Here is a 16661-nt window from a genome sequence, read left to right on the forward strand (position 1 = left end):
TAAATGGATGCGGAATGTTGATTCAACGGCATTTTATGCTGATATACGGGATAGTAATTGGGAAGCTTTAATATAGTTCCCCGCCAAGAGCCCCCGCCAAACGGTGGGGCTCTTTTTAATGTATTTGGATGAATGTACAAAATAATGAAACATAGGAAAGATAGCTGTATAGTATATAAAGAAATATTTGAAAGAGGCGAGAAATAATGGATTTTGATAAGTATTTTAAGAGTGTAAACTATCATTCACTGGGTCCAACTACTATAACAAATGAAACTGAAAAGGGTAAATTAAGACCATATATTAAGAATATTGAAGAGTCTCTTAAAAATGATACAGTGAAAAATATTGCGGTGTTTGGTAAATTTGGTGCAGGCAAGAGTACAATAATTAATACATTTTTAAAGGATCATAAGTCCGATTCTAGAATTAGACCGTTACGTTTATCGCTTGCAACATTTACACGAAATGAATCAGAAAATCCGAAGGAAGATGAGTGGATAGAAATTGAGCGAAATTTGGTACAACAAATATTGTATGGGCCAAGTAACAAAGAATTACCCGATTCTAAATATAGAAAAATTGAGCCTATAGATATTTCCAATAAAAATAAAGCATATTGTACCTCGTTATTTTTTGCTTTAAGCTTTTTGTTATTGATAGATAAGTGGAATATGTTGTATATTATAGGACCGTATTGGTTGAATATATTAATTCGAATATTTCTGATTTTAATTATGTTTTGTTCTGGAGCATATTTGTTGTATAAGGCTTTTGAGTATATACCTAAGTTTTTTAGCTCAGCTAAAATTGGATGGGGACAATCTGAATTAGCAATTATGGACTCAAAATCTGCATTTAATGAATATTTAGATGAAATCATATACTTTTTCACTCAAAAAAAATATAATTTGATTATTTTGGAAGATATCGATAGGTTTAATGACCTCAGCATTTTTGAACACTTAAGAGAACTCAATCAGATTCTTAACAATAACAGAACATTAAGCAATGCATATAATGTAGATGAATCAAAACCTGCGATTAAGTTTCTTTACGCGGTAAAAGAAGATCTTTTTGACAACATAATGCTTGCACATAACGATAAATTCAAAAGTAAAAGTGTAAGGGGGCAAATTGACGATAAGTCAGAGTATGATGAAATGCCTTCTGAACAAGGTGTTGCTGAAGCGACAACAAAGTTTTTTGATTGGACAATGACTATTTTACCACACGTATCATTAACAAATTCTGCTGATTTTTTAATGGAAATGTTTATTCAGCCAACCCCTGACTTTAAGAATTATTTACGTGCAGTCTCAGTTTATTTTGATGATGTTCGAGTATTGGAAAATACAATTAATGATTTTAAGTTATGTTTAGAATTGCAGGATAAATCGGACTTAAATCCCAAAAAAATGTTTACAATTTTATTATTTAAGAATGGATTTCCTCGACAATTTCAAAAATTTCAGCGAAGAGAAGGAGGACTAAACAAGTTATTGCGAACTCGGGATTTGGCGAACAATGTTATTCAAGAAAAAAGGAAAAAGTTACAAGCACTAAAAAAGAAAAAAGAAATACTAGAAAAAAATTCAGAAACACAAGTACTGCAAATGTATAAAGCACTGTTTTTTGATCTAGGAGCAGATTCTAGTTATAGTCTGTCATATTCCGATGACAACAAAGTTATTGAAGAATTGGGGAAAATTACTTTTGCTGAATTGGCAGATCTATACCGATATACTGAAATATCAAATAATGAAAAATTTACATTTTTTTGGCATAGTCCTTACGGAAATCAAAATGAATACGTAGAATTTAAACATTTAGTAATGAAGAACGATTATTTTGATTCAAAAATTTATTTTGAAAATAAGGCTATCGAAAGGGGATATTCGAGTATTGATAATAAAATTAGTGAGTGTCAACTCGAAATTAATAATATTTTAGGAATGTCAATTTATAAAATTGCGCAGAAAAATGGAGTGGAAATTCGAGAATTATTAGTTGATACCTTAGAAGCACAAAATTTTTTAAGCTTTGGAATTCTGAATGGTTATCTTAATGAAACAATTGATGATTATTTATCTCTTTTTAGTGGGCAAAGAATTTCTATTGCTGATAGACAATTGATACGACGATTACGCAGTGGGGAATTGTTGGAGTTTGGAGAACATATCGAAAGTGTCCCAAATTTTGTTGGCGATTGTGTTCCAAGTGATTTTGAAAAATCATCAATTGCACTGTCAGAATTGATTGAATATGTTGTGCAACGAAAAAAAACAATGAAAGATAAAAATCCTCTTTTAAATGCTTATAATGCTGCACTGAAACAATTAACACGACAAAGTTCAGCTAATTTTTCTACACATCTTGATGAACTTTTAGATAGAATGGATATACAATATGTGAAAATCTTTATTACAGATTTATCTGTAATTTTACAAAATGATTGGAGTAAATATAGTGGCAATAATATTAACGCTTTTGCACAGGTGCTACTTCAAGACACAGCTGTCGAAGGTATAGGAAAATGTATCGCAACACTTAAATCGTTAGTAGATTATATAAATGGAAATAAATGGCCGGTAACTTGGAGTTTTGTTGAGAATTATCGTGATAGAGCTGATGCGATTTTTGAGAACACAAATGTTAAACTTAGCCAATTAGACATAAATATCCAATGTGATAAAAATTTAGTTGAGTACTTAATGGAAAATAAGGCAGTTTCTTGTTCAGCAAATACTATTACCACTATATTAGAGTCTTATTACCCAGGTGCAGCTAATGAAGTATCTTTTTCTCTTGTTCAACAAATAAATGATCCAAAATTAAGCAAATTTATTGAAGAATCTTTTGAATCGTTTCTGCAAATAGAATTAACAGAAATGTATTTACAGAATGAAACACAAGAATCTATGGCTAAAATACTCACAAATGCAAGATTAGACTGGGAAATGAAAGAGAATATTTTAGATGAATATCCATCTAAAAATTTAGACTTTTCGAGTTTTACAATTGCTGATACAGGAGGAGAAAAGTACTACGAACTTATTAACCTTATCTTAGAAAAAGATAAATTTAATAGAACATGGGAAAACCTTAAAATACTTTTATCGGTAAAAGATGAATCGTTTAAAACTACTGAAATTGATCTTTTTTTGCATAAAACGAGTTATTTGGCAGAATTTCAGCAGAATCAGGATGGGTTTGATGAAAAAATCCTTATTGACTTGGTCAATACGCATGAGATTGAAATTAGTCAAGATAATGAAACCGTAATTTGCCTAGCAAATCAATATTTGGGAATAAATCAAACTCCAAAGACATTTAACACAATGCTTAGGCTTAATTTGATAAAACTAAGTATGGAACTTGTTAATAAAATAACAAATCAAAAGGAAATTGTTTTGCTGTGTTTAAACAAACTCAATGATAATTTTGAGGAATGGTCAGAAGAAGAGAGTGCACTATTTAGTAAATTACAAGTATCAGAATTATTTAATATTTCGACAGGTAAGTATAGACAATTTACTAAATTAAGAGAAAAGGTAATAACAGATCTTTTTTCAAATCACTTAGAGGATGGAACACTTTCAGACCAGAAAAAGGATAAATTGATTGATGTACTATTATCAGATTACAATGGAAATGTTGATAAGATATTAAAAATTTACGAGACATACGATTCTGCAGAGAAACAAATTAAAAAGTTAATTGCTTTATGTAGAGTTAAGTCTATTAAAAATAGTGATATAATTAATTTTATATTTAATACGCATGATGATAACATTATGAAGTTAACTGAGGAAAAAACTGGAACAATTCGTTTAAAAAATAGAAAGAGTATTATAAATTTATTACAGGAATTTTGTGAACGTGATTTAGTTAGAGGAATGAAAGAACTTAGAAGGCCTAAAAACACAATATCAGTACAGAAAAGTAATCAATTTATTAATTTAGTTAGAAATTAAATTTATGGTTGCTGAGTAATCGCCCGTAAGCCATAACAACTATAACAACTTATAAATTTTTATCGGCTAAAATAGAGTATTGATCGAAATACCCAATCATTTTTATTTAGTGTAGATTTTGAATGTTGATTTAACGACATTTCAAGTTAATGTAATTGCTAGTAATCTTTTTATTTAAATAACTATTGTGTAAAAAAAGACCCTGACCGGTAAAATCAGGGTCCTTAATTTCTAGTGCTAACCAAGCTTACTAGGCGTTAGACAGACAATTAAAACGTATGAATTATCAGATAGATCTTGGTAACAGTTCCAAATTCTTTCATCAGCTGGTGTGTTTTTTAAATAGTCAGTAATGCCACTGATGTGATCCTTGAGTTCTTGTTCAGTAAAGAAGATATGCTGTGTCAATTGAAGCATTTTTATCTGAAGTGGTGAAAGTTTTAAACCAGCCTGTAGTTCTAAATCTTCGATAATTTCCTCAATCATTTCTTGTTCTCTAATCTTTTGTAACATAAAAAGACCTCCTAAAATTTAAACTTCAAGAGGTTAAAAAGGGTGTCTTTGACACCCCTAATGGTAAATAATTATTTGCGATACTTTAAAATTTTCAAAATTGATTTTGAAATATCCTGGCGTTTGTTTTCGGGTATTTCTTTTAAATATTTTAATAACTCGATTGTATCTGGATCATCTAATTTACTATCAGTAAATAAGTCAGCTAAGTCCAAGCCTAATGCGTTAGCTACATCAGCTAACTTTGCAACACGAGCATTTGCAATGTTATTTCGTTCAAGTCGAGAAATGTAACTGTCAGAAACTTCAGCTTTTTCTGCTAGTTTTTCAATTGTTAATCCTTGCTTTTCTCGGCACTCACGAATAATTTTACCTACTGATTTAATCATTTCAATCCTCCTTATAGTTACTTTTAAGATAACTGTAAGGATTTTTTATTTTCTCAAACATAGCTAAAAAGCCATATTTTTTTAAAAAATATGGCTTTTTTAACATGATGAAGTATAATGAGTCTTAGATAGGAAGATTTACATAAAATATAAGTTTTAAAAAGGGAGTTTTGAAAATATGAATAATAAATCAAAAAAAATTGCAGTGGTGACTGCAATGGCGACTGCAACAACTTGGGCAGTTGGGGGAACGTTAAATACGATTAAAGCTAGTGCTGATACTGTAAGCACTGCGGATCAATCTGATTCTACAAGTACATCTAATGCTTCTGTTACTTCAAGTTTATCTAGTACTCAGACGCCAGTCGAAAAGGCACAGTCTGATGTAAATTCTGCCAAAGAAAATGTTTCGAAAGCCTCATCAACACAGGAAAATGCGCAAACAAATTATAATGATGCAGCAGCAAATCAATCATCTGCCCAAAAGAACGTTGATCAGGCACAGTCAAATACCGATGCCGCATCGTCTTCTGTCAAAGATGCACAAAGTAGTGCCTCATCTGCCGCTGATGAAGTTTCATCAGCCCAAAAAACTAATGATGAAGCCACTAGCGAAAATGTTGCTAAAGCATCAAGTTCTGTTGATACAGCCAAAAACAACGCAGCAACAGCTTCATCCAATGTTGATCAAAAGCAAGCAACCGTGAATGCTGATCAATCATCTGTATCAGATGCACAAAAGAACGTTGATACTGCTTCTTCTGCTGAAAAAGATGCTGAAAGCAAAGCCTCATCTGCATCATCCGATGTTGATACTGCTAAGAAAGCAATGGACACAACTGGTGCTAAAGCAGATGTTGATAAAGCACAATCAAACGTTGACACTGCTACAACCGCTGAATCAAGCGCACAAAAAGATGCTGATTCTGCAACAAGTGCTAAATCCGATGCCGACAGTAAAGTTTCCGATGCATCAACAAATGTTGATAAAGCTAAAGCAACACAATCAAGTGCCGCTAACGACTTGAACACAGCCAAAGACGCTACGTCTAAGGCACAATCAACGGTCAACACTGACCAAGCTGCTGTAACTGCTGCTCAGAACGCATTAAATCAAGCTATTGCAAATAATAGTACTACGTCTAACAACGTGAGCGTTACCGTATCAAATGCCTTAGCTTCAGCTGTTCAGAAATACATTGCTGATTACAAGAAGAACAGCTCTGATACAACTACACTTACAAATGATATGACTGCTATTGGCAAGGCTGTTGGTGATGGCACTGAAAACGGGGCTGTTAAAGTTACTTATAATGGCAACACTGCTAACGATAAAGCTACATTTAACGTAGAAAGTGGCTATAACGTTGCACTTAACAAATTAACTGATGCCGAAGTAACAGAAGTTCAACAAGCTTTAGCTGGTGCAATTAACGCTGTCCGTAAGAATCTGGGCATTGCTGATGAAGTTGGTTACGTTGAAATTAACAATGATGCCATCAAGATTGCTTCAACTTTAGCTAGTTCAAGCTTTACTGGTAACGTAACAAGTAAGTTAGCAGATCTTTCATCAAGCACAGGTGTCTCTAAGTCACTCTTAACCAGCATGGTTAACTCTGATTATCAAAGCAGTGGTATTGACGATTGGAATATCACTTACAAGACATTAACGCTTGCACAAGTTAAACAGTTTGTTCTTGATTATTACATTACGCAATCATTGTATACACTTGGAACAACCAACTACATTACTGCAAGTGCAGCCGTAACAAGTGATGCAAACGAAACTGTTGGTAAGCAAATCTTAGGAATTACTAAGTCGCAATTAAATAGTACCGTTGCAAATGGTGTTACAAATTCGTATTTTGGTGCTTGGGATAATGCATTCAAGGGTCTTGACTATGGCATGGAGAAATTCCGTATGGCATTTGTACCTGCTACGGATGCATCATTCAGCAATGCCTCAGCCTTTGATACCGCTACAATTACCACACCGGGCACACCTGCAAAGTCAACTGATACAACTTCCTTGCAGACTGCTTTAGACAAAGCAAAAGCTGCCTTAACATCTGCTAATACTGTCTTAACAAGTGCCAAGAGTACACAGGCACAAAAACAAAGTGCTTATGACACAGCAACTGCTGCTGTTACTGCTGCACAGACTGCATATAACAATGCTGTTTCGGCACAAACAACTGCTGCCAACAACGTAACTAAGACACAGGCCGCTTTGACAAGTGCTAAGACTAACTTAGCAACTGCCCAGACTGCTTTATCGGACGCCGAAGCTACGTATGAAGAAAGCTTAAAAGACACTGCTACAAAGCAAGCTGCTCTTGATAAAGCCGAAGCTGCTTATGCTGATGCACAATCAAACGTAAATGTTGCAAAAACAACCTTATCAAAAGCTAATGATGCCTTAGCAAGTGCTAAAGCAACACTTGCAACTGATGAGACTGCCTTAAACGATGCTAAAACTGTTTTAACAAACGCTAACGATGCTGTTACGACTGCTGAAGCATACTTGAACAAGTTACAAAACGCTCCAGCTGTCTTAGCTGCTGCAAAGGCAAAATACGCAACTGCTGAAGCTGCTGTCACAAAGGCCCAAGCCGCTTACGATTCAGCTAAAAGTACATTAGTTGCATACCAAACTGTTTTATCTAATACCAAAGATGCAACAACAAAGGCAAAAAGTATTCTGGATCAAGCAAACACCAACTTGGAAAATGCCAAATCAGAACTTGCAACTGCCCAAACAAATCTCAAGTCTGCACAGGACGCCGAAACGTTGGCTGAAAATGTAGCCCGTGAGCAACATCGCTTAGCTGATGAAACAATGGCAAAAGAAAATAATTATCGCATTGTAGACAATAAAGTCGTTGATAAAAATGGAAGTCTAGTTAAAAACTGGACAGTTGTTAACGGTAAAATGGTTGATCCTTACGGAAATGCGATTACTGTTTCGGAAGTATCTACTGCTAATTCAGTAAAAGAGGCAACCAATAATATCAACTTTACAACCACAGAAATAACGACCCCTCCAGTAACTGGCAAACATTTTGCACCCAAAATAGGCAAACATTTTGTTAATGATTTAAATAAGGCAGCACTTTTACCGCAAACAGGTGAGTCTGATAATTCTGAAATAACTGCTATAGGTTTATTGATGATTAGCATTGCTGCAGTTTTCGGTCTTGGAATTCAACGTAAGAAGACTCGTGACTAGGTGTGAAAAAATGTTTGATTAAGGACGGGAGAGATGTTACATGGGATCAGGGCCTGAATTGCATGAAAATAAAGAGCAAAGTGAAAAAAATGTTTCATCTGAAAATAATTGGTTAAGAATTATGGGTAAGTTCGTAATATGGACAGTCATTATAGTTTTGGGTCTATGGATAGGTTGGTGGTTGATCTCCACAATTGTAGGATTAATTATTGGTGTTGTTTCAGTGATAGTTAGTTGGCTTATTTCTGCTTTTTGGTTCGTTGTAATTGCGTGGATTGTCTATGCAACTACACTTTCTCCTAAAGCAAGAAGGAGATCTAATCAAAAAAATAAAGAATGGGAAAGAGATCAAAAAAAACGATTGGGTGCGGATGAAAGCCAACAATGGTGGTGGTGGATGCATTAGTACCTGCTGTGAGTAGATAGTATTTTCGTTTGTAAATATATAAACGATTTTGCTAAATACCAGACTATTGTTTAAGGATAACCCAGAATTCAACTAACTTTTTATGCAATACTAAAGTTAAAAATAAATAAAAAGATGCAGAATGGCAAGAAATTACAATGGAGTATAGACGATACTCCAAAGAATTATTGTAACATTGATAGTGAGATTCAGTGTAAACAAGTTTATGATGCACAAAATGGAGTTTGTTGTGGTGGTAAAGATACTTGGAGGAAAAGCTGTAAATGTTGATATGGACGAATTTAAAAAAAGCAAATGAAAAATATCATATTGGTAAAATAGTAATAGCCCTAGTGATAATTCTTTTTTTAGATGGTTGTGCGTCACAAAATAATGGATTTGCTACAAAAAAGAATTTCAAACAGATAACATCTAATAAAGTTTCGTTTGTCAATCAAGTAAAAAGTCCTGCAACTCATGTTTGGGTGCAGGCCAAAGGAGATAGTGTTTCTAAAGATAGTATTGTGAGCACGATCTATGTGTTAAAAAATAGAAAATTACAAGCTTATCAGATTTTTGATAATAATATCACACTTGGAAAACTAAGTTCCATGAGTGATAGTAAAGCTATTGAACTAGCAAAAAAGCAAGATAAAAAATATACAATGAATGGTGCAATTAAAGAAATTAATAACTATTTAAAACAAAAAGATGGGCAAATTGGTCAAGAAACCGATTTTGACGATAATACTAAAACAATAGCAAGCGGGGGACTGAATATTTATTACACATTTCAAGAAGATGATACAAATAAATATCAACAACAAACTGTAAAAAATATTTATAAAACATCTGCTGAAGCTCAAAGGGCTGCTGAGGATGAAGGATTAAGCAATGGGTCAAGTGATTTGCTGTCATTAAGTGACAATGCTCTTAAGAAAGATCAGAAAGTTGATACGAATTTTGGAAGAGCAATTATTAAACACATTGAAAATACTAAGTATCAGCCCCCAATGGCACAGAAACTTAAAGTAAAGAATACAACTGATGATACAGGAAACAAGATTGTAAGTCAGACCGTAACATATACAGCAGTTGATATGTTTGATTCGAAACAAGCAGAAACTACTCTATATAATTATGTAATGAAACATAAAGTAGATTTTATTAAATTACTAACATTGGCTTCGAGTTATGGTTACGGAATGAACAGTAAAGACATTTCTAGATATATGGTTTTTGGTTCTGATGGTTGGAATCCAAGTGAATTGAGCGCATACAAATCACAAATAACGCAGTTCAGTGCAGAAGGTAATGATCTGTATGGTCAATTGCTTAATGATAAGTATAACGATTTAACTAAAGGAGTTTATGGTTATCATAAGTGGAGTAAAGCAATGACGATAAGTGATTCAATAAGTCAGAAGATTTATAAGGCTCGTTATGTTGGATATGTAACTACTAAAGGTTATTTGTTAACTAAAACACAAAATTCCAAACAAAAAGCAACAATTAGCAATTAATGCTAAGATGTAATTAAAGATGGAGATAGAAAAGACATTATACCAAGAATATGCGTATAGTCAGTTACACAGATTAAATTCAGCCTTTAAATACCGCCCACGCGCGTATCAAGAAACACAAACCGAAGCCGTCGCGCATGTTGTCCTGCAAAATATTGGGGTTATACAGGTAACCTACTTGCGGTTACCTAGACCAAAGTTAAAGCCATGACCCATAGCGTTTTAAGTGAAATCCAGCAGGTTAGCAACAAGGTGAGTGTGCTTAGTGAGTTTAACCAAGCAATTGGGATTACAGGAAGCACAACAAGAATCCAAGCATGAACTTAAATAGTTATTCAAGGTATTGAATAAATCCTATCAAAGCTTACAATAACAGGTTGTTGGTACCACCACCCTAGCACAAAAGTCCCAGTTAAAGCAGCAGTTATATGATTTTGACCAAAAAATTAGTCAATGAACCAAACAACAATTGCAAGATTTTGCCAAGCAAGGTCCAGAGATTAAGCAATCAGAAATGACAGACAAGCTACAGCAAAGAAGATGGAGCTATCATGAAAAACTCGTTGTTTGAAGCAACTAAAGAAGAACTACGCTGCCGCCCTAAACATTTAATTGATTTGAACCAATGGCTTTTTGTAACCATTAATACCGCTAAATCAATGATTGACAATACGGATAAATCCCGATTTGTTTACTTAAAAAAATTTGTTAGCTGTGATACAACTAGAGATATTCAGCAACTATTTGACAAAATACAGGGAAAATTTGGTAATACGGGTTTTTCGAAACGCCATAGCCCTAAATACCTATATCTTTGTTCTCTAGTAGCCAATTTTCCTCAAACAAGCCTTCCTAGTGAAGCTAGCCAATTGATTAGTTATTTTGTTACCGAAGACAAGTATCTATTATACGAAATATAGAAAATAAAAGTCGGAACAGCTATTTAAAACGGCTCTTTCTCAACCGCTGTTGAGGAGAAACGTTTATAAGAAAATCAATTCATTTTCGAATTGGTTTTCTTTTTTATTTGAATCGTAAATTAAATTCTAATTCGAGTGTAAAAATGTGACCAGTTTCTGTATCCATATGTGTGCGGTACGTTTAATTTTTTTGATTTACTTTTGGTCTGTCAATATAGTTTTGATGTTTTGAATCTAACCAATAAACTCTATCGCTCAAAAATCGATATGTTCAGCAGTAGTCATACTAAGTTCTCGGTTCCATCAGAATATAGCACCCCGACACTATTACCAGTACCCTCTTTTTTTGAATACTTTCATCCACAATCAAATAGTCACTAATTTTATTATTAGATTTAGAATAAGCAGAATTAAACTCAATATGTTTTCCATTAGATAATGTCATTTTGATATAAAAACTGTATGATGCAGTCGTACTATTATAATCTGTACGCTTAAATTCAAAAGCATCAATATCTTTAAACATGTTTTTCAAAGCCACAACGAGTCTCGTTCTGCATTCATCAGCTGATCTTCATACTGCTTTGCTCGACAATCAATATATTTTCCCCTCCAAGTGCTAAAACAGCTAATATCACTAGTAGCCACCACCACTTTTTTAAATATTCGTCTTCGCATTTTTAAATTTCAAATGTAAAAAGACTGTCTCACAATTATGAAGTGCTTCAATGCATCACGGTTTTTACTGTATCCTCTATTGTAAAATATTTTTCACCTTATTTGTTTTTATCATTAATTCTGACTGCATGCTCTGTTGACGTAGTACGCTTTCGCTCTGTTCCCCAGCCAATTTATCTCTACAGGCATATTTTTGCTATGCAATAACGAAAATTTATACCATAAATACATGTATTAAGTACAGTTTATATTGACACTTTTAAGTTTTTTTAATAGTATTAGGTGTACAAGATACCGGTTTTGACTGTATTTGTTAGGTTTCTTATATATTTTCTACAATTATTCACTCAGAAATAATTTAGAAAATAATAATTGATAATTTTTTCAGGAAATGAATGATTTATTAATGATTAGAGTTTTTATAAAGAAAATCGATAGAACTTAATCATACTTATTCTATTGACTGGGGAGGAATGTTATGAGGGAAAAGGAAAGTTCAGGGTCGGGTTAGTGGTACATGTTGAAAGGTATTTTAAGTATGCTGTTACATCACAAGACGTCACTGAGTTAACTTATACATACAAAGTGGAGTGAAGGGATGGAACTAAATTAGAAGAAGTATTGTTAATTGCAGTGAAAAAAATTATTTTGTCTCTGCAATTTTTAGTGATTTATGTAGTGTGGTTGTTTAGCTGAATATTTGGCTGAATGATTTGCAAATAAATATTGGGGGAAAAATGTATGGTAAAAAAAGGAATGGCTAATAGCAAAAAGTTAGTAGCGTTAACAGTGATGTCAGGAGCAGTAGGAGTTGCTGCATTTAACTCAAATACTTTGAATGTCAATGCCGATACAGCCTTAAAAGATAGTAATTCTTCATCATCGGTACAGGTATCTAGCCAAAATGATGTAGCTGAGAAGAAACAGCAAGCAATTGATAATGTTTCCCAAGCTCAAACAGATTACTCGCAAGCTCAAGGTGAAACTTCATCAGCTAAAGCAGTAGCTGACAGTACGAGTGCAACTCAATCAGCTGCACAAAATAAGGTCGATCAAGCCAACTCTAGTGTGTCAAGTGCTCAAGTAACTGTTGATACTGCTAAAGCAAATGAATCTTCGGCTGAAGCTGCTCAATCCAAAGCCAAAGCTGCTGCGACTGCTGCCAATGGGCAAAGTATTGCTGAACAGCAAACTATAGTTGATCAAGCACATGCACAAACGCAAAGTGACACACAGGCCGCTAAAGATGCACAAGTGAAAGCTGATTCTCAAGCAGCTATTGTTTCAGCAGCATCATCTAGTGTTGCTGTAGCAAGTTCTGCAGTTAATGATGCTCAACAAAATGTTAATAATAAACAGAGCAAGCTTAATAATATTCAAGGTGTTGATGTTACTAAAGCACGACAAGGCGTTAAAGATGCACAAACAACTGTCAATAACAATCTAAAAGAAGTTGATGATGATAGTGATGCGCAAACGCAATTGAATCAACAAGTTAGCGATGCACAAGATACAAAAAATGCAGCCGATACTAAGTTGGAAAAACATAATCAACAAGTTAGCGACGCTAAAACAGATGTCAATACGGCACAATCAAAAGTTGATACTGATCAAAAGAACAGTTCGGACACTCAGAAACAATTAGATAGTGCCAATGCTCAATTGAGCAAACATGGTACACAACAGACAATCACTGTTCCATCTGATTTGGCTACCAAGTTAAAGAATTATGATTCAACAGGTACGTATAGTAATAGTCAAGAAGATCAAGACGCTTATAAGAAGAATCAATATGTTGCAAGTGATAGTGATGATGTTAAATTTGATGCGACGGCAGAAATGTCAGATGCACAACGTAATTATTATAACTTGTATGTGATCGATTTGATTAACCAAGCTCGTACACAAGTAGGTCGCAAACCAATTGTCGCCTCAGAATTGGCTAAAAACTTTGCACATCAAGTTTCAGATAATTACACCGCTGAAAAATATGGTTTTGCTCATGATGGTGAAATGTTAGTAAAGACAAGTAATGACATGAATGCTGGTTGGACGGGTGAAAATATTTCATGGAGTGGCGCATATTCATTATTGAATGGTCTGCCAGATGATTTCCCAGATGGATATACTGTTAATGATTTCAAACGTGATATCTACAATGCTGTTAACGGTATGTTGTTAGATGATTCTGAATCTCTCTACGGACATGCAATTAATTTCTTGAATCCAGACGTATATTCCTTTGGATTTAGCTATCGCGTTGGTACTGATGGACAACTCATCTTGAACTTTGATGGTATTTTAAATCAATCAACTGTTATTACTGATGACACAGCCGCATTGAAAGAACAAGTGGCTCAATTAAAATCTAAGTTACAGAGTCAGCAAGCAATTACGCAAACAGATCAAGCTTCAATGGCTGCTGCTGTTGCAAAGCTTAATGCATTACAAAATGATAATGCTCAAAAGGCTGTTGATGATGCGACTGCTGCACTTACAGATGCACAAAATGCAGCCGCAGCTAATCAACAGAAATTAGTTCAAGATCAAAGCGAGTTAGTTTCAGCTCAAAATGAGTTATCAGGCGCACAAATAAGATTAGATAATGCGTTAAAGAGCCAACAAGAAAAACAGGCTGAAATTGCAGAGGCCAAAGCGGATTTGGAAAGTGCTGAAACAGCACTAGCAAATGTTAAAATGGTATTTGCTGCAAAGCAAAATGATTTGGAATCAGCTAAGAGTGAGCTAAGTGCAGTGCAGGCTAATGTCGTTAGGTTAACTGCCAAAGTCGCACTTGATAAGAAAGCAGAAACAGCTGCTCAAGATAAGTTGAATGCTTACTTGAATGCGGCCAAAAACCTTGCAGCTGCTAACGATAAGTTGGCACAAGCTAAGACAGGCGTTAAACAGGCCGAAACTGCATTGACACAAGCCAAAGCTCAATTAGCAGATGCAAAAACTGCTTTAGAACAAGCAAAATTCAATAACGCCAATGCTCAGAAAGCCTATGCAGCTGCTGCAGTTAATGAACAAGTTAAGAAAACAGCTCTCACAAATGCTAAAAATGCACTGAACAAGGTTGTTGCACAAGAACAGGCTGAGCAGGCTGTTAAGAAAGCTGAGCAAAAGACTAAGGAGGCTGATGCAAAGGCAGACCAGAGCAATCAGTCAGCAGGCGACACAATTTCTGGACAAAACGCTCAAACAACTGTACCTAGCCAAGACAAGAATGTTGTATCCGATGGGAATCGGGCTGTACCTACAAATCTTTCAAATGATTCAAGCAGTGATGGTAAAATTAATTTCGAAGACCCAACAGTTCAGCCATTTGTCAAAATATTGAAAGAGCATGGATATAGTGATAAAGCTATTGTACAGATTTTGAAAAAGAATACTAAAATGGATGTCTTAGAAAAAATTGCTCCAAATGATGTTGCTGAAAATGATTTTAAAACTCACACGAATAGCGTAAAAGGTGCAGAAAATAATGTAAACAGCAGATCAGCAAACAAGATCGTTAGACTCAAAGAACAACGTGCATATCCACAAACAGGCGAAGCAACCAAGCCATTTGTCAAAGTGTTAGGATTGCTAATTAGTGTATTTAGTATGGTATTGATATTTAGAAGTAGAAAGGCAAAACACTTTATTAGATAGCAAATAAAAGAACAGAATGAAAAAACTAGGAGCTGTGACAAATTTAACTTTTGGCACAGCTCCTTTTGTATATTTCTATTTTGAAAAAACAGCTTAATTATTGGTCAATAGTTCTGTTTGCACGCTCAATTAGTGAAATGAACTGTAACATGCTTTCTACCTGTTCATCAGTCAATCCCCCCATTTTAAATGGCAAGGTATCGGACACACTAAGCAAGTAATCTGCAGAAGTATCTAAAATGCGACAAATTTTGACGAATGTTTCGAGAGACGGATAGGACAGACCCTGCTCATACGCCGAGACAGTACCTTTGCTAACGTCTAACCGTTTTGATAATTCCAGTTGCGTTAAATGTTTTGATTTGCGGACTGCTTTTAACTTTTCTCCAAAAAAGTCTATGGTCATAAGTTCACCCTCGTTCTAGAATAGCAAAGGTGTATACATAAAATAACAGTACTCAATACATATAATATTGACATTTTTACTAAAGTTTATTAATATTACCTGTATAAAATACCTGAATAATCGGTATTTGTTACGTGAGAAAGAAGGCGAAGGGGAGGTACATAAGTGGATGGATCAGGGAGTAAATGGGGAATGTATTAAGTATACAAATAAAGCCTGAATAAGTTTTAGAACTTTGAGGAAACAAAGGAGGTTTATAGTAATCAGAATTGAGATAAAGTAGTGCTCTTTGCCAGTGATGGGACTTATTTTGATGCGGATAGTATAGATGTGTGCACCTGCGATATAGAGTGTTTAGATATTCCTATTCTCAAGCCGGTGCCTATTGACTGTCACTGCAATTGAAACTAGGAGGGATGTGTAATAAAGTAACGGGAAGCTAATTAAAGTCTAATTGCACATTCGCAAAAATAAAATGTAACAGTTAGAAAAAGCATGTTGAGATTTGCTGAATCAGTCTTATTTATAAGTAGAATGAAAATAGGGGAAAACTAATGAGATCATTTAGAGATGCAAATGGTAAAATCAAGAAAAGTTGGTTAATTACTGGTATTGCTATAATTGCTGTAGTTGTTATTGTAGGTGTGGTGAAGGCTCTTCCGAAGCATTTGGATGGAGAATATTCGCATACTACCACATTTCTGTTTATTTCATCAACTGATACTTTGAAGTTTGATGGGGATAAAGTTATTGAATATGCAGATGGTAAGAAAACGAATTCTGGAACATATAAAATTTCCGGCGACGAACTGAAAATGAAAATTAATGGTGTGAATATGGCTGCAAAACTTTCAGATGATAAAAAATCGTTTGTAGTTAAGTCTGCTGATGGTATAGCATCTTTGGCTAAGGGCTTTAAGTATACTAAGAATTAAGTAGATATTTAATTTTAATAATACAGCG

At 34.4% G+C, this 16661-nt stretch carries 10 protein-coding genes and 1 pseudogene; 8 read left to right on the forward strand and 3 right to left on the reverse strand.

Annotated features, from left to right (window positions below):
• Window positions 1-206 precede the first annotated feature (206 nt).
• Window positions 207-3977, forward strand: a complete 3771-nt coding sequence (locus tag JCM15457_RS08020; protein WP_034989082.1) for a YobI family P-loop NTPase — start codon at window positions 207-209, stop codon at window positions 3975-3977.
• A 237-nt stretch (window positions 3978-4214) separates the two neighbouring features.
• On the opposite strand, the gene JCM15457_RS08025 is transcribed toward JCM15457_RS08020, so the two are convergent.
• A complete protein-coding gene (locus JCM15457_RS08025) occupies window positions 4215-4490 on the reverse strand; it encodes a hypothetical protein (protein WP_034989084.1) in 276 nt (91 codons plus the stop codon).
• 71 nt (window positions 4491-4561) lie between these two features.
• Window positions 4562-4879 carry a helix-turn-helix domain-containing protein gene (locus JCM15457_RS08030; protein WP_034989085.1) on the reverse strand — a complete coding sequence of 106 codons (318 nt, stop codon included), beginning with the start codon at window positions 4877-4879 and terminating at the stop codon, window positions 4562-4564.
• 178 nt (window positions 4880-5057) lie between these two features.
• On the opposite strand from JCM15457_RS08030, the gene JCM15457_RS08035 reads away from it, so the two are divergent.
• The 6 genes and pseudogenes from JCM15457_RS08035 to JCM15457_RS08060 all read left to right on the forward strand — a co-directional run bounded on the left by JCM15457_RS08035 (window position 5058) and on the right by JCM15457_RS08060 (window position 15292).
• On the forward strand, window positions 5058-8108 hold the full coding sequence (locus JCM15457_RS08035; protein ID WP_034989087.1) for an LPXTG cell wall anchor domain-containing protein: 3051 nt from the start codon (window positions 5058-5060) through the stop codon (window positions 8106-8108).
• Window positions 8109-8148: 40 nt separating this feature from the next.
• Window positions 8149-8514, forward strand: coding sequence for a hypothetical protein (locus JCM15457_RS08040; RefSeq protein WP_034989089.1), 366 nt, complete (start codon window positions 8149-8151; stop codon window positions 8512-8514).
• Between the two features lie 284 nt (window positions 8515-8798).
• The gene (locus tag JCM15457_RS08045; protein ID WP_034989090.1) at window positions 8799-10037 is read left to right on the forward strand and encodes a hypothetical protein; all 1239 of its coding nucleotides are present in this window, start codon (window positions 8799-8801) and stop codon (window positions 10035-10037) included.
• 31 nt (window positions 10038-10068) lie between these two features.
• Window positions 10069-10608 (forward strand): annotated as a pseudogene (locus JCM15457_RS12395) (hypothetical protein); the annotation flags it as partial.
• Window positions 10589-10957: a hypothetical protein gene (locus JCM15457_RS08050; protein ID WP_034989091.1), complete on the forward strand. Its 369-nt coding sequence runs from the start codon at window positions 10589-10591 to the stop codon at window positions 10955-10957. The pseudogene JCM15457_RS12395 and the gene JCM15457_RS08050, both read left to right, overlap by 20 nt.
• A gap of 1419 nt (window positions 10958-12376) precedes the next feature.
• Window positions 12377-15292, forward strand: a complete 2916-nt coding sequence (locus tag JCM15457_RS08060; protein ID WP_034989094.1) for an SEC10/PgrA surface exclusion domain-containing protein — start codon at window positions 12377-12379, stop codon at window positions 15290-15292.
• A gap of 97 nt (window positions 15293-15389) precedes the next feature.
• Here JCM15457_RS08060 and JCM15457_RS08065 read toward each other — a convergent pair whose 3' ends face one another.
• Complete coding sequence (locus JCM15457_RS08065; protein WP_034989096.1) at window positions 15390-15698, reverse strand: helix-turn-helix domain-containing protein; 309 nt, start codon at window positions 15696-15698, stop codon at window positions 15390-15392.
• Between the two features lie 554 nt (window positions 15699-16252).
• Here JCM15457_RS08065 and JCM15457_RS08070 point away from each other — a divergent pair.
• Window positions 16253-16633, forward strand: coding sequence for a hypothetical protein (locus tag JCM15457_RS08070; protein ID WP_034989097.1), 381 nt, complete (start codon window positions 16253-16255; stop codon window positions 16631-16633).
• The last annotated feature ends 28 nt before the right edge of the window (window positions 16634-16661 follow it).

Source organism: Liquorilactobacillus sucicola DSM 21376 = JCM 15457, from assembly GCF_000612445.1.
Classification (GTDB): Bacteria; Bacillota; Bacilli; order Lactobacillales; family Lactobacillaceae; genus Liquorilactobacillus; species Liquorilactobacillus sucicola.